25 protein-coding genes are annotated in these 23,465 nt (G+C 71.3%); 10 read left to right on the forward strand and 15 right to left on the reverse strand.

From position 1 onward, the window contains the following. Nucleotides 1-182 precede the first annotated feature (182 nt). The 4 genes from ACF062_RS26135 (at nucleotide 183) to ACF062_RS26150 (ending at nucleotide 4,121) form a co-directional block, all read left to right on the forward strand. Nucleotides 183-1,028, forward strand: coding sequence for a SigB/SigF/SigG family RNA polymerase sigma factor (locus ACF062_RS26135; RefSeq protein WP_392141729.1), 846 nt, complete (start codon nucleotides 183-185; stop codon nucleotides 1,026-1,028). Nucleotides 1,029-1,160: 132 nt separating this feature from the next. Beyond that, nucleotides 1,161-2,630, forward strand: coding sequence for an aminotransferase class I/II-fold pyridoxal phosphate-dependent enzyme (locus tag ACF062_RS26140; RefSeq protein ID WP_392141731.1), 1,470 nt, complete (start codon nucleotides 1,161-1,163; stop codon nucleotides 2,628-2,630). Between the two features lie 66 nt (nucleotides 2,631-2,696). After that, nucleotides 2,697-2,957, forward strand: a complete 261-nt coding sequence (locus tag ACF062_RS26145; protein WP_392141733.1) for a hypothetical protein — start codon at nucleotides 2,697-2,699, stop codon at nucleotides 2,955-2,957. A 135-nt stretch (nucleotides 2,958-3,092) separates the two neighbouring features. After that, on the forward strand, nucleotides 3,093-4,121 hold the full coding sequence (locus tag ACF062_RS26150) for a PHP domain-containing protein (RefSeq protein ID WP_392141735.1): 1,029 nt from the start codon (nucleotides 3,093-3,095) through the stop codon (nucleotides 4,119-4,121). Nucleotides 4,122-4,134: 13 nt separating this feature from the next. Here ACF062_RS26150 and ACF062_RS26155 read toward each other — a convergent pair whose 3' ends face one another. The 11 genes from ACF062_RS26155 to ACF062_RS26205 form a co-directional block, all read right to left on the reverse strand. Next, nucleotides 4,135-6,240, reverse strand: a complete 2,106-nt coding sequence (locus ACF062_RS26155; protein ID WP_392141737.1) for a xanthine dehydrogenase family protein molybdopterin-binding subunit — start codon at nucleotides 6,238-6,240, stop codon at nucleotides 4,135-4,137. A gap of 42 nt (nucleotides 6,241-6,282) precedes the next feature. Continuing rightward, a complete protein-coding gene (locus ACF062_RS26160; RefSeq protein ID WP_392141738.1) occupies nucleotides 6,283-7,278 on the reverse strand; it encodes an FAD binding domain-containing protein in 996 nt (331 codons plus the stop codon). Further along, entirely contained in the window at nucleotides 7,275-7,808 is a 534-nt protein-coding gene (locus ACF062_RS26165; RefSeq protein ID WP_392141740.1) for a (2Fe-2S)-binding protein, read from the reverse strand. The genes ACF062_RS26160 and ACF062_RS26165 overlap by 4 nt, the downstream gene beginning before the upstream one ends. 127 nt (nucleotides 7,809-7,935) lie before the next feature. Beyond that, entirely contained in the window at nucleotides 7,936-8,346 is a 411-nt protein-coding gene (locus ACF062_RS26170) for a VOC family protein (RefSeq protein ID WP_223778692.1), read from the reverse strand. 314 nt (nucleotides 8,347-8,660) lie between these two features. Then, a complete protein-coding gene (locus ACF062_RS26175; RefSeq protein ID WP_392141742.1) occupies nucleotides 8,661-10,190 on the reverse strand; it encodes an alpha/beta hydrolase in 1,530 nt (509 codons plus the stop codon). A gap of 85 nt (nucleotides 10,191-10,275) precedes the next feature. Beyond that, the gene (locus ACF062_RS26180; protein ID WP_392141744.1) at nucleotides 10,276-10,689 is read right to left on the reverse strand and encodes an ATP-binding protein; all 414 of its coding nucleotides are present in this window, start codon (nucleotides 10,687-10,689) and stop codon (nucleotides 10,276-10,278) included. A gap of 135 nt (nucleotides 10,690-10,824) precedes the next feature. Then, entirely contained in the window at nucleotides 10,825-11,517 is a 693-nt protein-coding gene (locus tag ACF062_RS26185) for a ribonuclease H (protein WP_392141746.1), read from the reverse strand. Nucleotides 11,518-11,600: 83 nt separating this feature from the next. Further along, complete coding sequence (locus ACF062_RS26190; protein WP_392141748.1) at nucleotides 11,601-12,668, reverse strand: serine hydrolase domain-containing protein; 1,068 nt, start codon at nucleotides 12,666-12,668, stop codon at nucleotides 11,601-11,603. Between the two features lie 44 nt (nucleotides 12,669-12,712). Further along, nucleotides 12,713-13,645: a DUF6895 family protein gene (locus ACF062_RS26195; protein WP_392141750.1), complete on the reverse strand. Its 933-nt coding sequence runs from the start codon at nucleotides 13,643-13,645 to the stop codon at nucleotides 12,713-12,715. Beyond that, complete coding sequence (locus tag ACF062_RS26200) at nucleotides 13,642-14,370, reverse strand: hypothetical protein (protein WP_392141752.1); 729 nt, start codon at nucleotides 14,368-14,370, stop codon at nucleotides 13,642-13,644. The genes ACF062_RS26195 and ACF062_RS26200 overlap by 4 nt, the downstream gene beginning before the upstream one ends. Nucleotides 14,371-14,462: 92 nt before the next feature. After that, nucleotides 14,463-14,645 (reverse strand): hypothetical protein, encoded by a 183-nt coding sequence (locus tag ACF062_RS26205; protein ID WP_392141754.1) that lies wholly within the window; start codon nucleotides 14,643-14,645, stop codon nucleotides 14,463-14,465. Between the two features lie 560 nt (nucleotides 14,646-15,205). Here ACF062_RS26205 and ACF062_RS26210 point away from each other — a divergent pair. Both ACF062_RS26210 and ACF062_RS26215 read left to right on the forward strand, forming a co-directional pair. After that, the gene (locus tag ACF062_RS26210; RefSeq protein WP_392141756.1) at nucleotides 15,206-15,823 is read left to right on the forward strand and encodes a TOPRIM nucleotidyl transferase/hydrolase domain-containing protein; all 618 of its coding nucleotides are present in this window, start codon (nucleotides 15,206-15,208) and stop codon (nucleotides 15,821-15,823) included. A 152-nt stretch (nucleotides 15,824-15,975) separates the two neighbouring features. Next, on the forward strand, nucleotides 15,976-16,716 hold the full coding sequence (locus ACF062_RS26215) for an iron-containing redox enzyme family protein (RefSeq protein ID WP_392141758.1): 741 nt from the start codon (nucleotides 15,976-15,978) through the stop codon (nucleotides 16,714-16,716). A 72-nt stretch (nucleotides 16,717-16,788) separates the two neighbouring features. Here the strand turns inward: ACF062_RS26215 and ACF062_RS26220 are convergent, their stop codons facing one another. Then, on the reverse strand, nucleotides 16,789-16,944 hold the full coding sequence (locus tag ACF062_RS26220) for a DUF6131 family protein (protein ID WP_205035160.1): 156 nt from the start codon (nucleotides 16,942-16,944) through the stop codon (nucleotides 16,789-16,791). A gap of 77 nt (nucleotides 16,945-17,021) precedes the next feature. Beyond that, nucleotides 17,022-17,150, reverse strand: a complete 129-nt coding sequence (locus ACF062_RS26225) for an LPFR motif small protein (RefSeq protein ID WP_263303391.1) — start codon at nucleotides 17,148-17,150, stop codon at nucleotides 17,022-17,024. A gap of 253 nt (nucleotides 17,151-17,403) precedes the next feature. Here ACF062_RS26225 and ACF062_RS26230 point away from each other — a divergent pair, with 253 nt between their 5' ends. Then, nucleotides 17,404-17,631, forward strand: coding sequence for a DUF5133 domain-containing protein (locus ACF062_RS26230; RefSeq protein WP_356572412.1), 228 nt, complete (start codon nucleotides 17,404-17,406; stop codon nucleotides 17,629-17,631). A gap of 231 nt (nucleotides 17,632-17,862) precedes the next feature. Next, nucleotides 17,863-20,085, forward strand: coding sequence for a catalase (locus ACF062_RS26235; RefSeq protein ID WP_392141761.1), 2,223 nt, complete (start codon nucleotides 17,863-17,865; stop codon nucleotides 20,083-20,085). A gap of 158 nt (nucleotides 20,086-20,243) precedes the next feature. Here the strand turns inward: ACF062_RS26235 and ACF062_RS26240 are convergent, their stop codons facing one another. Then, nucleotides 20,244-21,101, reverse strand: a complete 858-nt coding sequence (locus ACF062_RS26240; RefSeq protein ID WP_392141763.1) for an endonuclease/exonuclease/phosphatase family protein — start codon at nucleotides 21,099-21,101, stop codon at nucleotides 20,244-20,246. Nucleotides 21,102-21,194: 93 nt separating this feature from the next. After that, the gene (gene sigJ / locus ACF062_RS26245; protein ID WP_392141764.1) at nucleotides 21,195-22,142 is read right to left on the reverse strand and encodes an RNA polymerase sigma factor SigJ; all 948 of its coding nucleotides are present in this window, start codon (nucleotides 22,140-22,142) and stop codon (nucleotides 21,195-21,197) included. Nucleotides 22,143-22,370: 228 nt separating this feature from the next. Here sigJ and ACF062_RS26250 point away from each other — a divergent pair, with 228 nt between their 5' ends. Further along, a complete protein-coding gene (locus ACF062_RS26250; protein ID WP_392141766.1) occupies nucleotides 22,371-22,844 on the forward strand; it encodes a carboxymuconolactone decarboxylase family protein in 474 nt (157 codons plus the stop codon). A gap of 124 nt (nucleotides 22,845-22,968) precedes the next feature. After that, nucleotides 22,969-23,424, forward strand: coding sequence for a nuclear transport factor 2 family protein (locus tag ACF062_RS26255; RefSeq protein WP_392141768.1), 456 nt, complete (start codon nucleotides 22,969-22,971; stop codon nucleotides 23,422-23,424). The last annotated feature ends 41 nt before the right edge of the window (nucleotides 23,425-23,465 follow it).

Raw genomic sequence — 23,465 nt, forward strand, 5'->3', positions numbered from 1 at the left:
ACTCCCCGAGCCGCTTTGCGAGAAGGCTGTTTGGCCACAGGTTCGAAGGGCAGGCGGATAACGTGCTTCGGACCGGAGGCGCGTTCGCGGGAGCGGTGTGTTGCCTCCCGGTGGATGCCTGTCACCGGGGCGCCTCCGATTCTCGCGGTCACTGTTCGGCACCGTTGAGGAGCGAATTTCTGATGCTTACCGACCTGACTGCTTACTCCGCCCGTCGTCGTACGGCGACCCGGCACCCCCACAACGACGCACCTGACACCGCCGAGGAATTCGCCCGCCTCGCCACTCTTGAGGACGGGCCCGAGCGCGAAATCCTCTGCGAAGGACTCGTCGAGGCCTGGCTGCCCATGGCGCACCGGATCGCCGGCCGCTTCCGCAACAAGGGGGAGAGCCTCGAGGACCTCCAGCAGGTCGCCGCGATGGGCCTGGTGAAGGCGGTCAACCGGTACGAGCCCGGACGCGGCGCCTTCGAGAGCTACGCCGTGCCCACCATCACGGGTGAACTGCGGCGGCACTTCCGCGACCGCATGTGGGACGTGCGTGTGCCCCGGCGCGTCCAGGAACTGCGGAACAAGGTCCGTGTCGCGCGCCGCGAGCTGCTCGACCGGCCCGGCAGCGGGCCGGAGCCCGGCATCACCGAGATCGCCGAGCACGCGGGGCTCACCGAGGACGAGGTCAGGGACGGCATGGAGGCCATGGAGGGGTACAGCGCCCTGTCGCTGGACGCCGAGATCTCCTCCGCCGACCCCGACGGCTTCAGCCTCGCCGACACGCTCGGGGCGCCCGATCCCGCGTATGACTGCATCACCGACCGCGAGGCGGCCAAGGCGGGCCTGCGGCAGCTGCCGGAACGCGAGCGGACCATCTTGTACCTGCGCTTCTTCGAGGACATGACGCAGAGCCGGATCGCCGAGGAACTCGGCATCTCGCAGATGCATGTCTCGCGGCTGATCAGCCGCAGCTGCGCCCGCGTGCGTGCCGAGGCCGACGCCGGGTACGACGGCGCCGAGCACGCCCACGCCGCATGACCCTCGCGCACCGGAGCCACAGCCAGAGCCACAGCTGGAGCCGCGGCCGGGTCGTCGGCCCGGACCGCGGCCGCTACGCCCGGTTGACGGAGGCCCGGATTGGACGGCGCGCCTCCAGGGAACGCGTGTCCCATGTCGCCTGATCACACCCGCGCCCCCGTACTGGAAGCTCTCGCCGAATACCGCGACAAGGGCCGGATCGGCTTCACCCCGCCGGGCCACAAACAAGCCCGCGGCGCTGATCCGGCCGTGCGGGAGGTGCTCGGCGACGCGGTGTTCCACGGCGACCTGCTGGCCTCGGGAGGCCTCGACGACCGGCGCACCCGGGGCGGGGTCCTGGAACGGGCCGAGCACTTGATGGCGGACGCCGTGCACGCCGAGCACACCTTTTTCTCCACGTGCGGCAGTTCGCTCTCGGTCAAGGCGGCCATGCTGTCCATCGCGGGCCCGGGGTCGAAACTGCTCGTCGGCAGGGACGCGCACAAGTCCGTCGTCTCCGGGCTGATCCTGTCCGGGATCCAGCCGGTGTGGGTCGAGCCGACGTGGGACGAGAAACGCCATCTCGCCCACGCGCCCGGAGCCGAGGCCTTCGAGGCGGCGTTCGCCGCCCACCCCGACGCGAAGGGCGCGCTGGTCACCAGTCCGACCCCGTACGGTGCCTGCGCCGACCTGAGGGGCATCGCGGATGTCTGCCACCGCCGGTCGCGGCCGCTCGTCGTGGACGAGGCGTGGGGCGCGCACCTGCCGTTCCACCCCGACCTGCCGTCCTGGGCGATGGACGCGGGCGCCGACGTCTGCGTCACGAGCATCCACAAGATGGGCAGCGGTCTGGAACAGGGCTCCGTCTTCCACCTCCAGGGCGACCTGATCGACCCGGAGGACCTGGAGAACTGCGCGGACCTCCTCGGCACCACCAGCCCCTCCGTCCTGATCTACGCCGGTCTCGACGGCTGGCGGCGCCAGATGGTCCTGCACGGCCACGAGCTGATGGGCCGGGCCCTGGACCTCGCGGCCGAGGCGCGCGCGGCGATCGAGGAGATCGACGGCCTGCACGTCAACGACCGCGTCGACTTCTGCGGACCCGGACTCGCCGCGGACTTCGACCCCCTGCCGGTCGTCATCGAGGTCAGCGGCCTGGGCACCAGCGGATACCGGGCGGCGGACTGGCTGCGCGAGCACCACTGTCTGGACGTGCACCTCAGCGACCACCGCAGGATCAGCGCCCAGATCACCCACGGCGACGACCGCGAGACGACCGGCAGGCTGCTCACGGCCCTGCGCGAGCTGGCCCACGCCGCCCCGCGCCTGCGCCCCGCACCGCCGGTGGAGGTCCCCTCCGCCGACGAGCTGCGCATGGACCAGGCGATCCACCCCCGCGACGCGTTCTTCGGCGTCACCGAGGACGTGCCGGTGACCGAGGCGGTGGGCCGCATCGCCGCGGAGATGATGACCCCGTACCCGCCCGGCATCCCCACGGCACTGCCCGGCGAGCGTCTCACCGAGCCTGTCCTGCGCTATCTCCGCACGGGTGTGGCGGCCGGGATGAACCTCCCCGACGCCAAGGACAGCGAACTGAACACGGTGCGGGTCGTCATCGAGTAGGCCCAGCCGCACCTACCGAGCGCCCGCCCCGAGCACAGAGAACACCGAGGAAACGGAGCACCACTCATGGACCCCATGGACGAGCGCAACCCCCCGTCGCCGGGCCAGGACGGCCCGCCCGTGCCCAGGGACCTGCCGGACCAGCAGGCCTCGGACGAGCGCGACCCCTGGGAGGTGGACGAGGAGGCGTCCACCACAGGCAACAGCCCCGACGACGCGGACGAGGACGTGCCCGACACGGACGAGGCGGGCACCGGCCGACGCGGCTCGGCCGAAGCCGAGACCTCGCCCACCGAAGACCCGGAGCCACAAGAGCCCACCGCCTGAGAGCAGCCTTCCAGGCGTACGTGGTTCTCCCCGACGCCGGGCCGCGCGGCACGCTCGCCGTGCCGCGCGGCCCGTCATGGGTGACGCTGGTAGGACGCGTACGCCGGCGGAGGAGACCGGCGGCCGGAGGTGCCGATGGAGCCCGTGGAGGCGCTGGAACGGATCGCCTTTCTGCTGGAGCGCGGCCGCGCCCCGACCTACCGCGTGCGGGCCTTCCGTACCGCGGCGGCGGTCATCGGCGCCCTGCCCGACGGCGAGGCCGCGCGGCGCGCCGCCGACGGGACGCTGGAGTCGCTCAAGGGGGTCGGGCCCAAGACCGCCGACGTCGTCCGCGAGGCGCTCGCCGGTGGTGTGCCCGGCTATCTCGAACGGCTCGAAGGCGAGGCGGGGGACCCGCTCGCCGAAGGCGGCGCCGCACTGCGGGCGCTGCTGCGCGGCGACTGCCACCTGCACTCCGACTGGTCCGACGGCGGCAGCCCCATCGAGGAGATGGGCCGGGCCGCACAGGCGCTCGGCCACGAGTGGGCGGTGCTCACCGACCACTCGCCGAGGCTCACCATCGCCCGCGGACTCTCCCCGGAGCGGCTGCGCGAGCAACTGGACGTCGTGGCCGACCTCAACACCCGCTGGGCGCCCTTCAGGCTGCTCACCGGCATCGAGTGCGACATCCTCGACGACGGCTCCCTCGACCAGGAACCGGAACTGCTCGACCGCCTCGACGTGGTCGTCGTCTCCGTGCACTCCAAGCTGCGCATGGCCGCCGCCGCGATGACCCGCCGCATGGTCGCCGCTGTCAGCAACCCCCGCGCCGACATACTCGGCCACTGCACCGGACGGCTCGTCACCGGACGCGGCAGGCCCGAGTCGACGTTCGACGCCGACGAGGTGTTCGCCGCGTGTGCGGCGGCGGGCACCGCGGTGGAGATCAACAGCCGTCCCGAGCGCCTCGACCCGCCGCGCAGGCTGCTGCGCCGCGCCGTGGACGCGGGGGTCCTGTTCTCCGTGGACACCGACGCGCACGCCCCGGGCCAGCTGGACTGGCAGATCTTCGGGTGCGCACGGGCCGAGGAGTGCGGGGTCCCCGCCGAGCGCGTCGTGACCACCTGGACGGCGGAGGAACTGCTGGCCTGGACCCGCGAGAGCCGGGGGAGAGCCGCCTCCTGACGACGCGCGCCCGCTACAGGGCCCCTTCGGCGGCCGCGAGCACCCGGTCCGGCGTGAGCGGCAGTTCGCGCAGCCGCGCGCCCGTCGCGTGGTACACCGCGTTGCCGATCGCCGCTGGCGTCCCGACGATGCCGATCTCACCGATGCCCTTGCTGCCCATGGGGTTCAGGTGGGGGTCCTCCTCGTCGACCCAGTGCGCCTCGATCGCGGGCACGTCCGCGTGGGCAGGCACGTGGTAGGAGGCGAGGTCGGACTCCGCGAAGTCACCGAACGCCTCGTCCATCGTGCTGTGTTCCGTGAGCGCCATCCCCAGCCCCATGGTCATCCCGCCGATGAACTGGGAGCGCGCTGTACGGGCGTTGAGGATGCGCCCGGCCGCGTACACACCCAGCAGGCGGCGCACACGCACCTCACCGGTCACCATGTCGACACCGACCTCGGCGAAATGCGCGCCGAACGCGTGCCGCGCGTAATCGCTGTCCGCGTCCGCGGTGCCCGCAGTGTCGGCGCTGGCGCCCACTCCCTCCGGCGGCAACTGCTGCCCGTGCTGCCCCGAGAGGCGCTCGGCCAGCCGCGTACACGCCTCGTGGACGGCCCAGCCCCAAGAGGCGGTGCCGGAGGAGCCGCCGGCCAGCGGCGCGTTGGGGAGGTCACTGCTGCCGATGTCGGCCCGCACCCGCTCCACCGGCACGCCGAGCGCGTCCGCGGCGACCTGCGCGAGCACGGTGCGCGCACCCGTACCGATGTCGGTGGCGTTGACGCGGACCACGAAACTGCCGTCCGGGTAGGCGTGCGCGCTCGCCCGGGACGGCGCGGCGAGCACGGGATACGTCGCGCAGGCGACGCCGCTGCCGATCAGGACGGGTCCCTCGGCGCGCGAGCGGGGCCGCGGATCGCGCGTCGACCAGCCGAAACGGCGGGCCGCTTCGCGCAGGCACGCGGCGAGGTGCCGGCTGCTGAAGGGCTTGGAGCTGTCGGGTTCCTCGCGGGTGTCGTTGCGCAGCCGCAGCTCGACGGGGTCGAGGTCGAGGCGGACGGCGAGCTCGTCCATCGCCGACTCGAGCGCGTACATGCCGGGCGCCTCACCGGGCGCCCGCATCCAGGAAGGGCTCGGCACGTCGAGCGGCACGACCCGGTGCGTCGTGCGGGCGTGTGGCGAGGGGTACATGACACGGGTGGCGGCGGCCGCCGTCTCGACGAACTCCTTGACGCGCGAGGTGTGCGAGGTCACCTCGTGGATCACGGAGACCAGCGTGCCGTCCGGCCGCGCGCCAAGCCGCAGCCGCTGGATCGTCGGCGAGCGGTGGCCGACCACGGTCGCCAACTGCCGCCTGGGCAGGGAGAGTTTCACGGGGCGCCCGGTCGTGCGCGCGGCCATGGCGGCGAGTACGACGTGCGGCCGGGGCGTGCCCTTGGAGCCGAAGCCGCCGCCGACGTGTTCGGAGACGACCGTGATCCGCTCCTCGGGCAGCGCGAACATGCCCGCGAGGGTATCGCGCACGGTGGTCGCGCCCTGGCTTGAGTCGTACACGGTCAGCCGCCCGTCGTCCCAGCGGGCGGTCGCCGCGTGCGGCTCCATGGGGTGGTTGTGCAACGGCGGTACGCGGTAGACGACATCGACCTGCGCGGGCGCGGAGGAGAACGCGCCGTCGGCGTCACCGCGGACGTGCTCGCCCGAGGTGCCGTCGGAGTCCTCGGGCACATAGGCGTCGGCGTGGCCGGCGGTCAGGGTGACGTCGTGCGGCTCCTCGGCGTAGGTGACCTCGACGGCGGCGGCGCCTTCGCGGGCGGCCTCCAGCGTCTCGGCGACCACCAGGGCCACGTACCAGCCGCGGTGGGGCACATGCGTGTCCTGGAGCACGGCGAGCGTCGCGTCCTCCGGCTCGACCAGGCGCGGCGCGTTCAGATGGCTGAGGACGTCGATGACCCCGGGCAGGGCGAGGGCCGCCGTGTCGTCGATGGCGGTGATCTCACCACGCGCCACCGTGGCGGGGACCGGCCAGGCGTACGCGCATCCGTCGGGCGTGTGCTCGGCGGCGTACCGGGCGGCCCCGGTGACCTTGGCGGGGCCTTCCCTGCGCTCGGCGGGCGCCCCGAGAGCGCTGGTGGTGTCCGGCATGAGGTGTTCTCCCTGGAGGGCGGAGGAGGGGCGGGGACCTGGTCAGGAAGCCGGGGGTCTGCCGGCCAGGCGCCGCAGGACGTCACACGCGAGATTGCGGGCCAGCGGCACCTTGAACGCGTTGTCCCGCAGCGGCTCGGCCGCGTCGAGTTCGGCCTCGACGGCCTGCCGGAACGCCTCCTCGCTCGGCGCGCCGCCCAGCAGCGCCCGCTCGGCCCGCCGCGCGCGCCAGGGCCGGTGCGCCAGGCCGCCGAACGCGATCCGCACCTCGCGTACGACGGAACCCTCGACGTCAAGGACCACGGCCACGGAGGCGAGCGCGAACGCGTACGAGGCGCGGTCACGGGCCTTGCGGTAGGCGGAGGGCAGTCCCGCGGTCACCGGCGGGAGCAGGACGCCTGTGATCAGCTCGCCGTGCTTGATCTCGGTGTCCAGGTCGGGACGGCCGCCGGGCAGCCGGTGGAACTCCGCCGCGGCAACGCTCCGCCGCCCGCCCGGCCCGTACAGCTCCACCTGGGCGTCGAGCGCGGCGAGCGCGACCGCCATGTCGGAGGGGTGCGTCGCGATGCACTGCGGCGAGTGACCGAGGACCGCGTGGTCGCGGTGGACACCGTCCCGGGCCCCGCAGCCGGTGCCCGGCTCACGCTTGTTGCACGGCTTGCCGAGGTCCTGGAAGTAGGGGCAGCGGGTGCGTTGGAGGAGGTTGCCGCCCGTGGTCGCCATGTTGCGCAGCTGGCCCGACGCGCCCGCGAGCAGCGCCTGGGACAGCACCGGATAGCGCTCGCGCACCAGCGGGTGGGCGGCGAGGTCGCTGTTGCGCACCGTCGCCCCGACGCGCACGGACCCGTCGCGAAGCTCCTCGACCGCGTCCAGGGGCAGGGCGCTGACGTCGATCAGCGTCCGGGGGCTCTCCACGCCCAGCTTCATCAGGTCGACGAGGTTCGTGCCGCCGCCGAGGTAGCGGGAGGTGGCCCTGCCCGCGTGCGCCGCGGCCGCCTCGTCGACGCTGTGCGCGCGTACGTACATGAAGGGCTTCACCGGGTCACGTCCTCCACGGCTTCGACGATGTGCGGATAGGCGCCGCAGCGGCACAGGTTGCCGCTGAGCCGCTCCCGGATCTCGTCCCTGGTCAGTTCCACGGGGGAGCCCGCGGGCGCCTGCGGGTCCGTGACGTGCGAGGGATGGCCCGCCTCGGCCTCCGCGACGGCGCCGACGGCCGAACAGATCTGCCCCGGGGTGCAGTAGCCGCACTGGAAGGCGTCACGCTCCACGAAGGCCCGCTGGAGAGGATGCGTCTCCGCACCGTCGGCCGGGCGCAGACCTTCGACGGTCGTGACGTCGCACCCCTCCTGCGCCACGGCGAGCAGCAGACAGCTGTTCGCCCGGCGTCCGTCGACGAGGACGGTGCAGGCACCGCACTGGCCGTGGTCGCAGCCCTTCTTGGCGCCGGTCAGACCCAGCCGCTCGCGCAGGACGTCCAGCAGCGTCGAGCGGTGGTCGACGGTGACGCGGCAGGGCCTGCCGTTCACCGTCAGGGGCACTTCCGAGTGGAACGCTTCGGTTCCCATGAGACTCTGCTCCCTCGTCCTCCGTGGTCCGTGCGGTGACCGCTTATCCAGCCTGGGGCAGGACACACGTTCCGGCATGCGGAGAGGGCCACATCGGGGCGCCGGCCGTGGGCCGCCCTTCGTGTCGTCAGCCGCCCTGACCGGTGATGTCGACCATCCAGGTGATGCCGAAGCGGTCCGTACACATGCCGAAGACGTCCCCCCACATCTGCTTCTCCAGCGGCACGCTCACCGAGGCCCCGGCGGACAGCTTCTCCCAGTACCCGCGCAGTTCGGCGTCGTCGTCGCCGCTCAGGCTCACCGAGATGTTGTTGCCCGGCCTGTGGTCGTCCGACGGGGTGTCGGCGCACATCAGGGTGAAGCCGCCGGGGGTCTCCAGCATGCCGTGCATGATCTTGTCGGCCAGCGGGCTGTCCTGCTGGCCGAACTCGGCATAGGTGTTCAGCGCCAGGGTGCCGCCGAACACCTCCTTGTAGAACTCCAGCGCCTGCCGGGCGTCACCGGCGAAGGAGATGTAGGGGTTGAGGCGCGAGGTCATGCATCCTCCCGGGAGCAGGGTCATGGACCGGATATGCCGGATGTATCGGACTCCGAGGAAGCTAGCGCAGGCCACTGACAATGGCCTGCGCACGCGCCCACCCGGGCGGCGAACGGCTTCCCCGTTCCGCCGGACGGTCACCGGCGGCGGAAAACGCCCGGCAGCACGTGTGGGCGTCCCGGGGGCGGGCAGGCGTCGGGTGCAGGGGTGACAACCTGACGGGCGCCGCCGATGGTCAGTGGGCGGCGCCACCTGTGAGCTGAGCGGCCGCGCCTTCGTGGGACAGGGCGCGGCCGCTCACGCGGTTCACCCGGCTACCGGGCGTCGCATATCCGGTCGCGCCCGGGCAGCTTGCCCGTGGCCAGGTAGTCGTTCACCTGCCCGTCCACGCAGGCGTTGCCGTAGTCGCCGTAGACACCGTGCTGGTTGGCCCCGGGCACGGTGATCAGCCGGGAGCGCGACCACTGCTTCCGCACCTGCCGCGCCCCGGAGTACGTGGTCCGGGTGTCACCCGTGGCGTTGACCAGGAGCGCGGGCACGTCGTTGTCGACCACGGTCGGCGCCTCGGCGGGGCGGTCCCAGAACTCGCACGCCGTGATGTTGTGCGTCAGGGGACTCGCGAAGGGAGCCGTGGCCCGGTCGGCCTGAATGGCGCGCCAGTAGCTCTCGGTCCCGCGCCGGGTCGCGACATCCCCGCAGAGTATGGCCGCCTGCGCACTGCCCTGGTGCGACCCCGCCTCGGTCGTCATGGATGCCAGGATCCCCGCCAGCCAGGGCTTCGGCGTCACTCGTTCACGGTCGGCCGCCCGTGCGAGGGTGCGGGTCGCGGTGGCCAGCTCGGCCCGGGCCGTGTCGAGATCGCTCCCGAGACCCCCGAAGAAGACGATCGGCAGGAAGTGTTCGTCGACGCGGAACTTCCCGACCCGCAAGGGCTTCTCGGCCGCGGCCTCCTCGATCCGGTCCACCGTGGCCAGCACGGCCTCAGGGGTGCGGCCGAGGCCGTACGTCTCGTGGCGCGCCGAGGTCCAGGCCGCCCAGTCGCCGAGGGCCCGTTCGTTGGCCGCGGTGGAGTCCGCCAGGAGCGTCTGGCTGTACCTGGCGGGGGCGATGACTCCGTCGAGCACCATGCGGTCGGTGCGGCCGGGGAACAGCTCGGTGAAGACCTGACCGAGGTAACTGCCGTAGGAGAAGCCGAAGTACGAGATCCGCTTCTCGCCCAGCGCGGCCCTGACGACATCCATGTCACGGGCGGTGTTACGGGTGGTGACGTACGGCAGTACGTCACCGTTGGTGCGCCGGCACCGCTCCGCGAGGTCGCGCCCACGGGTGACCGACCGCTTGAAGCCCGCCCGGTCCTGGCCCGCCGAGAAGACCATCGAGCCGACGTCCCAGCCGCAGTCCAGCGGCGTGGAACGGCCGACGAACCGCGGATCCACGCCGATCAGGTCGAACTTCCCGGCGGTCTTGCCCATGAACCCGGCCATGCCGGGCGGCATTTCGAGGCTCGGCCCGCCGGGGCCGCCGTTGTTGAGCAGCATCGCGCCGACACGGTGCGCGGGATCGGTGGCGCGCAGGCGGGAGATGGCGACGGTGATGGTCCGGCCGTCCGGATCGGAGTAGTCGAGGGGCACGGTGATGTCGGCACACCGGGCACCCGCGGCGTCGAGCTTCTGTCCGGCGGTGTCATCGGGGCCGAGGGAACAGTCCTGCCAGTCGACGGCCTGGTCGTAGTACCGGCCGAGCGGCTCGGCCGTGGACGAGGCCGCCGCGGGCAGCGTCCCCGCCCCGACGGCCAGCATCGCCGCGGCGGCGACGGCGACGCGTAAACAAACGTTGATTCTCATGCACCGCACGCTAGGCGCGGCGCCACCCCCGGCTCACTGCGGTCCGCCCCCGAATCTTGCCTGGGGCCAGCCCCACCCCGCGGAGCTACCTCGCCAGCTCCGCGCGGATGGTCTTTCCGGTCGCACCAAGCGTGACGCTCACGACCGTGGCCAGATTCCGCACCATGGGCCAGCCGAACCCGCCCGTTCCCCCCGCGAGATCGGGGGTCCGCTCCCGGGGCGGCCGCGGATCGGCGTCGGACACCGTGATCGTGATGACGTCGGGCAGCGCCTGGAGCCGGAGCGAGCACAGGGCGCCACGGGCGTGGCGCACCACGTTCGTGACGAGCTCGGAGACGATGAGTTCGACGCTCGCGGCGGTCTGCTCACCCACGGCCGGGTCCAGCCCGGCGAGGAAAACCCGGGTGAGGTCCCGCGCGTCGGTGACGGCACCGGGCTCCTTGTCGAAGGTGGTTGTCCCAGGCGGCCCGTCATGCAGCCGTGTCCGTTGCGCCGGCATGAGCCTCCCCTCCTCCGGTTTCCTTCTGCGCGATGGCCGTACGAGGGGAACCCCTGCCCGAAAAGCGACAGGTTTAATGCCCCCGAAGTGGCCGGAAAGTGTCGGTTGCCGAACTGTTGCACAAACCCCGGCGGCTCAGTCGCCGCCGTCCCGGCACTCCACGTGGCCCCAGCCGTGCGCGTTCTTCGCGATCTTCTCCCCGGCGGCGTACGGCTGCCCGCAATGGCAGCGGCCGGGGAACTTGGCCTTGATCACGGGGCCCGGGCCGGTCTTCTTCGCGCGGGCGGCGGCCTTCTTGGGGACGCGGCTCGTGGGGGAGGCGGTCATCCGCTCCGCGCGCGGCTCGGGGATCTCCGGCGCGCCGTGGGCGGTGCCGGCGGGCTGCTGGGTCGTCGCGGCGTCGCTGGCCGCGACGTCGGCGATCGCGTTGAGGTGGTCGCCGTCCACCTGGTGGGCGGCGACGTGCCGGAACGTCACGGCGCGCCCCTGCAACAGCGCGTCGATGCGTACGACGATGTCCTTGTTGGCGACCGGCTTCTTCGCGGCGGTCAGCCAGCCGTTGCGCTTCCAGGAGGCGATCCACTTGGTGACCGCGTTCATCGCGTACTGACTGTCCATCCGCACTTCGAGCGGCACCGCCGGGTCCGTGGACTCCAACAGCTCGGCCAGCGCGGTCAGTTCGGCCACGTTGTTCGTCGAGTGGCCGAGCGGACCGGCCTCCCAGCGCTGCGGGCGGCCCTCGGCGTCGGCGACGACCCAGGCCCAGGCCGCGGGCCCGGGATTCTTCTTGGCCGCTCCGTCACAGGCGGCAATGATCAAGTCAGACATCCCCCGATGATTTCATCCGCCGCCCGGAGCCGGGACGCCGGACACCCACACGGCGCGCGGGCGTCGCCCGGGACCGGCTGACTTCACGGGGGGAGACTTCCGCGCTGGGCCAGCGTCCACAGTTCCAGGTACGCCCGCTGGATGAAGCCGCCGGACAGCGACGGGCTCGTGTTCGCCAGGGCGGCGAAGGCGATCCGCGTCTGGGGACTGAAGCCCGCGAAGCAGGTGAAGCCCCGGGTGCCGCCGGAGTGGTGGTAGAGGTCGTGGCCGGGGCGGGGCCTGATGTTCCACACCAGGGAGATCCGCGTGCCGGCGCCCGGCAGCGCGATGCGGGGCACGGTGACGTCGGTGAGCGCGGCCCGCAGCGTCCCGGGAACGTCCGGTGGTACGGCCCCGGGGGCGCAGAGGCAGTCCAGGACCGTCAGCAGGTCCCGGGCGCTGGACCGCACGGCCCCCGCACCCGCCATGGTGGCCATCTGCCAGCTGGGGCGCGCCCTGCCGTGCCAGTAACCGGTGGCCTGCGGCTGGTCGGCGGCGCAGCTGGTGCGGGTCAGGCCGAGTGGGTCGAGTACGCGTTCGGCGAGCAGCGGGGCGAAGGCGCCTGCGGGGCCGTGGGCGGCGCGGACCAGCAGCTCACCGAGCAGGCCGACGCCGTAGTTGGAGTAGCGCACCCGCATGCCGGGCGCGGCCCGCGGCCGGGTGCGGGCGAGGGCGTCGAGCAGCGCCTCGGGGGAGAAGCCCGCGTACGGATTGCTGAACCAGGTGGGCACGCCGCTGCGCAGAAAGCCCGGGGGCAGCCGGGGCAGGCCCGAGGTGTGGGTGGCGAGGTGGAGGAGGGTGATGGGGGAGCCCCGCAGGTGCGGGAGCGCGGAGCGGGGCAGGAAGCGGCTGAGGGGATCGGTGTACGCGACCTCGCCGCGCGCGACCATCTCGGCCAGGAGCAGCGCGGTGAACGTCTTGGTGAGCGACCCGATCTCGAAGCGGGTGTCGGCGTCGGCGGGCGTGCCGCCGCACAGCGCGGTCTCGCCGGTGGTGAGGAGGGCGTGCTCGGGGCCGCGCCGGACGGCGAGCGCCACGGTGCTCGCGCCGGGCGCGGCCTCGCGCAGGGCCGCGAGGGTGTCGGCGGCCCAGGTGGGGCTGTCCGGCGCCACCACGGGCTCCGCCCGGCGCCCGGCGCGCCGCGGACCACGGAGCCTCACCGCGCACCCGCCGCCCCGCCCAGCGTGCGGGAGAGCGCGAGGGTGCCCGCGACCGCGGCGACCACGGCGGTGTGCTGGTGGTCCCGGAACCGCTGCTCGGGATCGTCGGCGACGGGATCGCCGTCACGGGGCAGGAGGCCGTCCGCGTGCTGTACCCGGGCCAGCCGCTCCCAGTCCGCGGGGTCGCAGTACGGCTCCCGGAGACAGCAGCCGACGATCATCAGCTCGGCGACCAGGTCCCACTGCTCGATCTCGGCCCAGATGTCGATCCACACGGGCAGCCACGCCGACACGTACGCGGCGATGTCGTCGGGCAGGCCCGCAGGGTTGGCGGCCCAGTCGGTGAGGTGGAAGACGGTGTGGGTGACGCAGTAGCCGGCCATCCAGTCGATGAGCCAGGGTTCGGGGGTGCCGCCGAGCCAGGTGGCACGGGTCAACGCCTCCCAGTCGTAGCCATGGCTTCCCTGGTCGAGGCCCACGACGCGGGCCGCGTTGGCGACGGCGAGTCTGCGGTTGGGGAGGATCTCGACGCCCCGGAACGAACGCAGGGCACTGGTGTGGGCGAGCAGCCGCTCCAGGCGCTCGTGCCGGAAGCCGCAGCGGGCGAAGGGCGCGTACGTCTCCAGGGGGTCGGTCGTCATCGAGTGCCGCAGCATCCGCTCATAGAGCATGTCGCCGTCGCCGAGCTGTCGCCAGCAGAAGGCCATCAGCTCACGGGCCCGGTCCAGGGCGGTGCTGCCCGCCGCCGACTCGCGCAGGACGAGGGAGGCGGCGAGGGCGGTCTCGCCGAGCGGTTTGTAGACACTGTCCGGGTCGCCGAGGTCGGCGGTGGTGTCGGGCGGCAGCCCGCCGAGCTCGCGGTGGGTGTGGAGCCAGGCCAGGGCCTGTGTGCTCACCTGGTGCGCGGTCTGCGTCACGGACGCCGTCATGGGGTCTCCAGGTCCGGGGTGAGCAGCCGCCCGGCGATCGCGACGTCGAGCGCGAGCCGCGGGCCGCCGCCGTGCAGGCGGAGGTGTTCGACGAGGGGTGCGGGGTCGAAGGGGAGCGGCACGCCCTCGGCGCTCAGCAGGGCCAGCCAGCGCGCGATCCTGGCGGCGGTCGGGAAGTCGCGGCGCAGCGCGGCGCGGGTGGCGCCCCGCGCGAGGGCCAGCGGGGCGGCGCGGGCGGCGTCCAGGACCGGCCCTTCGAGGCCCGGCAGGGCGAGGGGCGCGAGCTGTCCCATGCGGACGGACCAGAGTTGCCAGCCGGTGTCGGCGTCCGTGACGTGGGCGGTTGCCGGGGTTGTGGTCGTGGTGGCCGGGCCGTGGTCCGGTTGGGCGAGTGCCGGGGCGCCGGTGGGCCGTGGAGCGAGAACGCCCCCGTCCGGGTCGGGGATCGCGCTCGCGGCGGGGTCGGTGCAGCGGGCGAGCAGCGTGGCGGTGGCCCAGTCACGCCAGGCGACGAGCCAGGGCTCGGCGGCACCTTCCGGGGGTGGGGGAGGGGTGCTCACCGCGGCCGGGAACACCACGAAGGACTGCACGACGGCCGCCGCGTCCTGGGGAGAGAACGCCGCGTCCCCCAGCAGGCAGGGGGCGAAGAGGTCGGCGCCGATGACGCGGACGGCGGCGAGGGCGGCCTTGGGGTCGGCGGCGGCTTCGACGTGTTCGGCGACCATGGCCGTGCCCCCGATGCCATGGAGGGCATCGAGGGCACGAAGAGCCAGGTCAGCCGCTGACGCAGCGTAAGCGGCCTGCGACTGATCGGGACTCACTTGTCCTTCGGCTCCTTCGGCGCCTTCGGCGAAAGAAGTGCCAGCAGGAGAAGCTGGCCCTGAGCCTGCGGACTGTAAACAGGCGCGTCGCTCAGGTCGGTCTCCGGCTCCACCATCGTCGTGCCGAGTGCCGAGACATCCGTCGGAGTGACGAGAATTGCCTTGTGCTGAGCAAGCATTATGCCTCCTCGAAGGAGAAAGTCGTCGTCACTATGTCCAGTGACGCCCACCCTCGGACTAGTTTAGGACAATTAGCCCATGTTGTCCGCTTAGTTCAAAACGCGCGCAGTTGAGTAAGGGTGTACATACCGTCAGTCGCGGCGTCAGCCGCACCTTTCCCGTTACCTGAGTCGGCCTCTGCGCGGTTCAGGACGGGATTGCGTGCGTCCGGCCTTCGGAGTGAGGGCGGGCATCTGCGCCGCGCCAAGAAGGCTCGTGGGGCGGCGAGTTGGTGTCCCGTACGTGTCCCGTACGTATGCGTCAGGACCCGTCGAGCGGGAAGTGCGACAACATGCCTACGTCCGGCGTGAGTTGGGGAAATCGACACCCAAAGCCCCCTGCGGAGCGGCATGGAGGGTCCCACACAGCGCCGATGGGGCCGAGCAGGCATGACCGCAGCTCGTCGCCGCCACCCCTTGGCCCACGTGACGCGGTGCTTCGACGCGACCACGCACAGCCGAACGGCGTACCGGCGGAAATTCCCTACCGCGGCGGCCCGAAAGCGCGGAGACTCTCGGTCATGACTGACATGGGGGCGTTCCGTGAGGCGATCATCGCGTGGGCGGCCGGAGGCGCCGGGGACCGGGCACGGGAGCTGGCCGCGACGCTGCCCGTGCGGGCAGTGGTCCTGCTCGAAGGGCCGAGCGACGCGGCGGCAGTCGACGCGCTGGCCGCGAGCCGGGGCCGTGACCTGGCGGGCGAAGGGATCTGCGTCCTGCCGATGGGCGGCGCGATGAGCGTCGGCCGCTTCGCCGGCCTCCTCGGGCCGACCGGTCTCGGCCTGCGTCTCACGGGCTTGTGCGACGAGGCGGAGCGCTCCTACTACGTCCGCGGCCTGGAGCGGGCCAGCGCGGCGGGGGAGAAGTTCTTCGTCTGCGCGGCGGACCTGGAGGACGAGCTGATCCGCGCGCTGGGCGTGACACGGGTGGCGGAGCTCGTCGAGGCGGAGGGCGACCTGCGCGCCCTGCGGACCTTCCTGAACCAGCCCGCGCAGCGCGAGCGCACTTCCCGGCAGCAGCTGCGGCGCTTCCTCGGCACGAAGAAGGGACGCAAGATCCGTTACGGCCGCGTCCTCGTCGAGGCTCTCCCGCCCGAGCGCGTACCGGCCCCCCTCGACGACCTGCTCGCCGGCCTCTGACCGCCTCACCGACGCCGTACCCGGATCTCGTCCGATCCGGCCGCGCGTCAGCTGCCCGTCAGGGGCGGCGCGCACACTCGGTGGGCCACACCATCTGGCCGACCCCGGAAGGCCACACCGTCGGCCTTCCCGCTTCCTGGAGGAGATCGCGTATGCCCTCTGTGTTAGATCAATACGAAGCGCGCGCCGAGGCGGGGAGGAAGGCGTTCGCCGACCATCCCGCCGTCCTGGAACTGGGCTCACCGCACATCGACACCGCGCTGTTCCTTCAGTGGCACTACCGCTACTGCCTGCACGGCGTCCACGTCACGCGCGACATGCAGCGCGTCATCGAGACCGCCGGCACCCGGGCACGCGCCGCGGGCCACGACTCCGTCGGTGAAGGGCTCGTCAAGCACGCCCGGGGCGAGACGGGTCACGATCTGCTGATGGTCGACGACGCCCGCTCCACCGCCTCTTTCCTGGGCGCCAAGGGGGGCGTCGTCCTGGACACCGAGGACATCCTGAAGAACGCGGCCGCGCTCCCCTCCGCCGCACGCTACAACGCGCTGTTCGAGCGTCTCAGCGGAGGTGACGAGCCGGTGTGCACCGTCGCCGCGCTCTACGAGATGGAGCAGCTCTCGGCGGGCTTCGCCGTCGACCTCGTCGTCAATTGCAGGCGCACCATGGACGACGACCCCACGCGGTTCACCTTCCTCGACGAGCACGTCGTCGTGGACGTCGGCCACATCGCCCTGGACCGCCGCATGCTGGAAACGGCCCTGACAGACCGCCCGCAGCTGCTCGACGCAATGGTGGAGGCGGGCACCGAAGTGCTCGCCTCCTACGCGGAATTCGGGGGCGAGTGCCTCGAATTGGCCCGCGCTGACCTCGCCACGGCCGCGGGTCACTGATTTCACCCGCGGTCCGCGGCGCCTAGTTCGCCGCCGACTGCCGGGGTCGGTGGCCGACCCGTTCCGGCGTCGCTACCAGTAGTGCCGTCGGCCACCCACAGCGTGGCCGACGGAGCCGAGAACCCACAGGGCCGCACCGATGATGACCAGGATGAGACCGATCGTCCACAGGATGGAGATACCGGCCACGAGGCCGATGACGAGCAGGATGATTCCGAGTGCGATCATTGGACCCTCCGAACCCTCTGACTGAATTCAAGTATGCGCCTTATGGCTGCTGGGCGACAGTGGTGCGGCGAGGCACCTCAGTGATGGCCGTGCGCGGTATCGGAAGCGCCGCCGAAGAGCCGCGCGATGGCACGGAACGGAAGCGTCACCACGGTGGCGATGGCGCCACCGATGGCGCGGAAAACGTCTGCAATGGCCTTCAGCATGTCTGACCTCCATGACATCGCATCTCGGCTCGCAATTGATTAATTGCCGCACGGTGCTTAACAGGCTGTTGTCTACCTACCGGTTGCCCCGCGACCGCCGACAGAAACTCGTCGGTATACACGCCTGACACTCCTGCGAAGCCGTCCGAAAATTCTGTGATTACCGCCCGTCCGAGGGGGCACAAGGGGACCGCCAAACGGCGAATCCCGCACCAGAACAGCGATTCCTCGCCCCGGACGGAAGGATCACGACGTGCTCAGGCCCCACCCCTCCTTCGTGCACGACCTGCTCGAGACCCACGCGACGCTGCGCGCCCGGCAGGCCCAGGAAGATTCCGCCGAGGTCCGCCGCCGGCTGGACGACGTCACGTACACGCTCTGCGTGTCCACCGGCACGCGCACCCTCGACGCGGCCCTCGCCTCGGCCCGCGCCCAGCTCACCGGGGTGGTCTCCCAGGCGGACTCCGGCCTGGCCGCCTGAGCGGCCGACGGCTCTTCCGCAGCGCCAAGCAGTTCTTCAGCGGCAAGGAGTTCTTCCGTTTCGCCCCGTGGCCTTCGGGCACACGGGGCGGCAGCCGCAGGGCGAGCGAGGCAGCCGTCGCGCGTGCCATGCCACTGGCGCACGGCACCCCTGGACGGACGTATGCCTGTTTGGGCTCGACCTCCTGAGGCCATGGCTGTGACACCCCCCTCCCTCACAACTGGAGCACCCATGAGTGACGAGAACCGCAACGACATCCCGGGAGCGCCGACCCCGCAGCCGCCGTCGGTCGATGAGCCGACCACGCCGCACGAGCCCCTGCCCCCGAAGCACGACCAGGAGGCCCCGGAAGCGGTCTCCCCGACGGGCAAGCCCACCGGGGCCCCAGCCTCCGCGCGCGCCCAGAGCGGCGCCTATCTGACCACGGCGCAAGGTGCCCGCCTGTACGAGACCGACCACTCGCTCAAGGCCGGTGCGCGCGGCCCGGTGCTGCTCCAGGACCACCACCTGCGCGAGAAGATCACCCATTTCGATCACGAACGCATTCCCGAGCGGGTGGTGCACGCCCGCGGCGCGGCGGCGCACGGCATCTTCAGGGGGTACGGGACGGCCGCGAAGGTCACCAAGGCGGCGTTCCTGGCCAAGGACGCCGAGACGCCGGTGTTTGTGCGGTTCTCCACCGTCCTCGGGTCGCGCGGCTCGTCGGACACGGTGCGCGACACACGAGGATTCGCCACGAAGTTCTACACCGAGGAAGGCACCTTCGACCTCGTCGGCAACAACATTCCGGTCTTCTTCATCCAGGACGCCATCAAGTTCCCCGACATCATCCACGCGGGGAAGCCGCACCCCGACCGGGAGATCCCGCAGGCCCAGAGCGCGCACGACACCTTCTGGGACTTCGTGACCCTTCATACGGAAGCGGCGCACCACACCCTGTGGAACATGTCCGACCGGGGGATCCCGCGCTCCTACCGCATGATGGAGGGCTTCGGGATCCACACCTTCCGGCTCGTCAACAGCGAGGGCGCCACCACGCTCGTCAAGTTCCACTGGAAGCCGAAGCTCGGCGTGCACTCCCTGACCTGGGAAGAAGCGCAGATCACCAATGGCATGGATCCCGACTTCCACCGCCGCGACCTCGCCGACGCCATCGAGGCCGGGGCCTTCCCGCAGTGGGAGCTGGGCATCCAGGTGTTCCCCGACAACGCCGAGCAGACCTTCGAGGGCATCGACCTGCTGGACCCGACGAACATCGTGCCCGAGGAACTGGCGCCCGTGCAGCCCATCGGACTGCTCACCCTGAACGCCAACCCGACCAACTTCTTCGCCGAGACCGAGCAGGTCGCCTTCCACCCCGGTCACCTCGTCCCCGGCATCGACATCACCGACGACCCGCTGCTCACCGGCCGCCTCTTCTCCTACCTGGACACCCAGATCAGCCGGCTCGGCGGCCCCAACTTCGCCCAGATCCCCATCAACCGCACCCACGCGCCGGTCAACGACATGTTCCGCGACGGAATGCACCAGACCGCCGTCCACGCGGGGACCGCGCCCTACCGGCCGAACTCCCTCGACGGAGGTTGCCCGTTCCTGGCGGGAGCGGACAACGGCGCGTACATCGAGGTCCCTGTCGACGTACCGGCGGCGAAGAAGGTCCGCGAGGCCTCCGAGTCCTTCTCCGACCACTTCAGCCAGCCCCGGCTCTTCTGGCTCTCCATGACGCCCGTCGAACGGGAGCACATCATCGCCGCCTACACCTTCGAACTGAGCAAGTGCTACGAACAGGCCATCAAGGAACGGGCGTTGAAGGTCCTGGCCAACATCGACCCGGAACTCTGCCAACAGGTCGCCGACGGACTCGGCCTGCCCGCGCCCGAGGCGACGGTGCCCCTGGCCGACGTGGCGCCGAGCCCCGCGCTCTCCCAGATCGGCCGGACCTGGCCCGTGGAGGGCCGCATCGTCGGCATCGTCGCCGGTCCCGAGGCCGACCTCGAAGGAGTCGGTTCCGTACGCGCCGCCGTACTCGACGCGGGTATGGTCCCGCTGATCATCGCTCCCACCGGCGGCCGACTCGGCTCCGGGAAGGACGCGCTCGACGTGCAGCGTACGTTCGCCAACGCGCGGTCGGTCGAATTCGACGCTCTGCTGCTCGCGGGCACCCCGGCGCCCGGGGCCGACGCCTACGGGGCCAGGGACGCCAAGGCGGGCGAGCCGTCAGGCCCCGGTGCCGCCGCCACCGACCCGCGAGTCGTGCTGATGGTGTCGGAAGCGTTCCGCCACGGCAAGGCGATCGGCGGCTGGGGCGGCGCGGAGACGGCGCTCGAAGCGGCCGGGATCACCGACACGGCACCGGGCGTGGCGCTGGCGAGCGACGGAGTGAGCGCTCTGGAGCAGGTGACCCGACTGCTCGGCGAGCACCGCGTATGGGACCGCTTCCCCGCCGCGGTCTGACCTTTGCCGATCAGGCCCCGGGTCGTCACCCGGGGCCACGGACTGACTCGGTGACCCGGACGGGAGCCCCGCCGTGGCGGTGGGCGCCCCGGGGAGTGCCGCTTCCAGCTGGTCAGGGCCGTGCTTCCATGGTCACGCGACCGTGAATCAGCCATGTATCAGCTTTGTGCCGGCGGGACCGACCCGTCCCTGCCGACCTCGACATCGACCACGACCCCATAGTGGTCACTGGGCCAGACCCCGTCGACAGGCCGGTCGAAGGCGAGACGCGCGGCACGGACCTCACACCGCGCCTTGGGATGCGCGTGCCAGGAGCCGGTGAACACATAATCGAGTCGGCGCCGGTGCCCCGGCTGGCGCACGATCTGGTCGAACAGGGCGGCGGCGTTCTCGTTCTGGGCGCTCCAGGTGTACCCCGGCCCGTCACCCGCGACCTCCCAGGCGTCGTGGTAGTGCACGCTGCGCCCGGCGAGCGACTGGCGCCCCGTGAGATAGCGGATGCTGGCCGCGTCGGGTCCTGCGTTGAAGTCACCGGCGATGATCGTGGGGAGGTCCGTGCGGTGCCGGGCGTCCAGATCGCCGAGCGCCACGGCCTGCTGCTCACGCACGGCTTCGGCGTCCAACCGCCATGACGCGGTGGCGGCGATGAACAGCAGCTCGCCTTCGCCCGGCAGGGGAACCTTGACCGCGAGCGTGCACCAGGGCACGTCACCCGCGCCGGCCAGGCGCAGATCGAGGACTTCCACGATCTTGTGGGGCCACCGGGTGGCGACCGCGTTGCCGCCGTAGCGGTCGACAAACGGCGGTGCGTAGGACATCACTTCCGACTGGTGGGTGCAGTGCAGTCCGGTAACCGCGACCAGCTCGTCGAGGTGCCGTGGGCTGCCCCCGTCGACGACTTCCTGAAGTGCGACGAGGTCGGGGGCCAGTCGGCGCAACTCCTGGTTGATCAGGCCCAGACGCCTGGGGTCACCCTCGTTGTTCTGGACATTGATCGTGACGATCCGTAGACGCATGTGTTCGCTCGCTCCAGCTTTCTGATCAGGCGTGTGATGGGGGAGGGGGAGACGGGGGAGAGGACGGGCGCCCCCTCATATGACCGTCGGACGTCAACACGTCGTCCACGGCCGGAGTTTCTCGGGATTCCGTACCGCCCAGATGCGCTTGATCCGATCCCCCGCGACATCGAACGCGATCACCGAGATGGTCACACCGTCCTGCTGCGCCACGAGCCCGGGCTGACCGTTGACCGTGCGTTCCAGGAACGTCACGGCCGACGCCGCATGGTCGAAGACATGGACCAGACCGTGCGCGATCCGGTCGCCGCCCTCCACCGGATGGAGCGCGGCACTGACGAGACCGCCGCCGTCACCGATCGCCGTGGCATCCGGATCGAGGAGACCCACGAGAGCCTCGACGTCCTTGGCCTCCCAGGCCTCCTTGAAGGCCCTGACGATGTCCGCCTGCCTGGCCTTGGGTGTCGCGAACTCCTGCGAGGCGTGGACGCGGCGACGGGCGGAAGAAGCCAGCTGTCGGCATGCCGCGGGAGTACGCCCCACCACCTCCGCCACCTCGGCGAAGGGGTACCGGAAGACGTCGTGAAGGATGAACGCCACCCGCTCGGCCGGAGTCATCGATTCCAGAACGACCAGAAACGCCATGGTGATCGACTCGTCGAGCGTGACCCGGTCGGCCGGATCAACATTCGCGCCGCCCGACCGTCCGCCGATCCACTCCGTACGGTCCGGCAGCGGCTCGGGGACCCACTCACCCACGTAACTCTCGCGCCTGGCCCGTGCCGAGCCGAGCAGGTCGAGGCAGATCCGGCCGGAGACCTTCGTCAGCCAGGCGCCAGGAGACTCGATCCCGTCCCGCTGCCGCGGGGACATGGCGTACCAGCGCGCGTACGTCTCCTGCACGACATCCTCCGCGTCGGCCAGCGAGCCGAGGAGCCGGTACGCGAGATTGATCAGCTGGCGCCGCTCACTCATGATCGCGTCCAGGCCCGGGTCGCCGTGATCTGCCTCGGACGGGGTGCTGCTGGTTCGGGTGGTCATGGTGTGGCCGACTCCCATGGTCGCGTCTGCCTTCACTCGTACGGCGGCGCGTGCACCGGCTCGTACGACTGCTTTCACCAGTACGACGAGTCAGCGCCCCGGATTGTGAGACCTACGGCTGTATCCGGCGCGCCGGGAGAGACGCACGTCACACCTGGGTAGCCCTCACATGTCGAGGGGCTGCGTCGTCGGTGAGGTGTCACAGCAGGCGCAGCAGAGGAGATCAGCATGGAAGCCCGTCTCGACTATCTCGGCAACCCCTCGGCGGGGAAGTTCTTGAAGCACCTCGTCTCCGCCGGCCGGGCTCTTCTGGATTCGAACGTGTCCCTCACCACCCAGGAATTGATGCGGATCCGCGCGAGCCAGATCAACGGCTGCGGTCTGTGCCTCGACATGCACACCAAGGAAGCGGCCGCGGCGGGGGAGAGCGCGGTACGCATCAACCTGGTCGCCACCTGGCGCGAAGCGACGGTGTTCACCGACGCCGAGCGCGCCGCCCTGGAACTGACCGAGCAGGGCACTCGCCTGGCCGACACCCCGGGCGGTGTCAGCGACGAGGCCTGGGCGAACGCCGCGAAGCACTACGACGAGGACCAGCTCGCGGACCTGGTCTCCGTCATCGCGGTCATCAACGCCTTCAACCGCCTCAACGTCATCGTGCGGCGCCCTGGCGGCGACTACGAGGCCGGCCAGCTCTCCTGACGGCACCGCACGGAGGGCGGGACGAAACCAGCGGATCCTCGTCCCGCCCGCCCTTTCGCCGCGAGAAATGCGTGTCCAAGACGCATAAGAGGCCCAACACATACAAGGGGAAGGGAAGAAGCCGATGAACCATCTCCAGAACATCGCCGACCGGTTCGAGATCGAGGCGCTGCACGGCGAATTCAGCGACGCGGCCATGATGCGCGACTACGACCACGTCGCCTCACTGTTCACGCCCGACGGCGTACTGCGGTTCCCCGACACCAAGGTCGAGATCATCGGCCGCGAGGAGATCCGCGCCGGCGCCGAGCGGTTCCAAGACCTGTGGGAGTACTTCGTCCAGACCACGCACCCCGGCGCGATCCGCGTCCACGACGACGACACCGCGACCGGCCGCGCCTACATGACGGAGTTCGGGCGCATGCGCGACGGCAGCTCCCACCAGAACCACGGCATCTACCACGACCGCTACCAACGCACTCCGGAAGGCTGGAAGTTCACCGAGCGCACCTACGAGGTGCGTTACCTCGACACCACCCCGCTCCCCGGCACCGCGCAGAATGTTCCAGGAGTCGGCTGAGATACATGTCCATCCTGCCGAGGGTGGCGACGGCCCGAGGG

Source organism: Streptomyces sp. NPDC015345 (assembly GCF_043078805.1).
GTDB lineage: Bacteria > Actinomycetota > Actinomycetes > Streptomycetales > Streptomycetaceae > Streptomyces.

Coding starts and splice junctions, on each gene's coding strand:
- ACF062_RS26250 (WP_392141766.1), top strand. CDS start 22,371: ATGGAAGCCCGTCTCGACTATCTCGGCAACCCCTCGGCGGGGAAGTTC.
- ACF062_RS26195 (WP_392141750.1), bottom strand. CDS start 13,645: ATGACGGCGTCCGTGACGCAGACCGCGCACCAGGTGAGCACACAGGCC.
- ACF062_RS26225 (WP_263303391.1), bottom strand. CDS start 17,150: ATGCTGAAGGCCATTGCAGACGTTTTCCGCGCCATCGGTGGCGCCATC.
- ACF062_RS26210 (WP_392141756.1), top strand. CDS start 15,206: ATGACTGACATGGGGGCGTTCCGTGAGGCGATCATCGCGTGGGCGGCC.
- ACF062_RS26165 (WP_392141740.1), bottom strand. CDS start 7,808: ATGGGAACCGAAGCGTTCCACTCGGAAGTGCCCCTGACGGTGAACGGC.
- ACF062_RS26155 (WP_392141737.1), bottom strand. CDS start 6,240: ATGCCGGACACCACCAGCGCTCTCGGGGCGCCCGCCGAGCGCAGGGAA.
- ACF062_RS26140 (WP_392141731.1), top strand. CDS start 1,161: ATGTCGCCTGATCACACCCGCGCCCCCGTACTGGAAGCTCTCGCCGAA.
- ACF062_RS26215 (WP_392141758.1), top strand. CDS start 15,976: ATGCCCTCTGTGTTAGATCAATACGAAGCGCGCGCCGAGGCGGGGAGG.
- ACF062_RS26170 (WP_223778692.1), bottom strand. CDS start 8,346: ATGACCTCGCGCCTCAACCCCTACATCTCCTTCGCCGGTGACGCCCGG.
- ACF062_RS26180 (WP_392141744.1), bottom strand. CDS start 10,689: ATGCCGGCGCAACGGACACGGCTGCATGACGGGCCGCCTGGGACAACC.
- ACF062_RS26145 (WP_392141733.1), top strand. CDS start 2,697: ATGGACCCCATGGACGAGCGCAACCCCCCGTCGCCGGGCCAGGACGGC.
- ACF062_RS26200 (WP_392141752.1), bottom strand. CDS start 14,370: ATGGTCGCCGAACACGTCGAAGCCGCCGCCGACCCCAAGGCCGCCCTC.
- ACF062_RS26150 (WP_392141735.1), top strand. CDS start 3,093: ATGGAGCCCGTGGAGGCGCTGGAACGGATCGCCTTTCTGCTGGAGCGC.
- ACF062_RS26205 (WP_392141754.1), bottom strand. CDS start 14,645: ATGCTTGCTCAGCACAAGGCAATTCTCGTCACTCCGACGGATGTCTCG.
- ACF062_RS26255 (WP_392141768.1), top strand. CDS start 22,969: ATGAACCATCTCCAGAACATCGCCGACCGGTTCGAGATCGAGGCGCTG.
- ACF062_RS26185 (WP_392141746.1), bottom strand. CDS start 11,517: ATGTCTGACTTGATCATTGCCGCCTGTGACGGAGCGGCCAAGAAGAAT.
- ACF062_RS26175 (WP_392141742.1), bottom strand. CDS start 10,190: ATGAGAATCAACGTTTGTTTACGCGTCGCCGTCGCCGCCGCGGCGATG.
- ACF062_RS26235 (WP_392141761.1), top strand. CDS start 17,863: ATGAGTGACGAGAACCGCAACGACATCCCGGGAGCGCCGACCCCGCAG.
- sigJ (WP_392141764.1), bottom strand. CDS start 22,142: ATGACCACCCGAACCAGCAGCACCCCGTCCGAGGCAGATCACGGCGAC.
- ACF062_RS26135 (WP_392141729.1), top strand. CDS start 183: ATGCTTACCGACCTGACTGCTTACTCCGCCCGTCGTCGTACGGCGACC.
- ACF062_RS26240 (WP_392141763.1), bottom strand. CDS start 21,101: ATGCGTCTACGGATCGTCACGATCAATGTCCAGAACAACGAGGGTGAC.
- ACF062_RS26220 (WP_205035160.1), bottom strand. CDS start 16,944: ATGATCGCACTCGGAATCATCCTGCTCGTCATCGGCCTCGTGGCCGGT.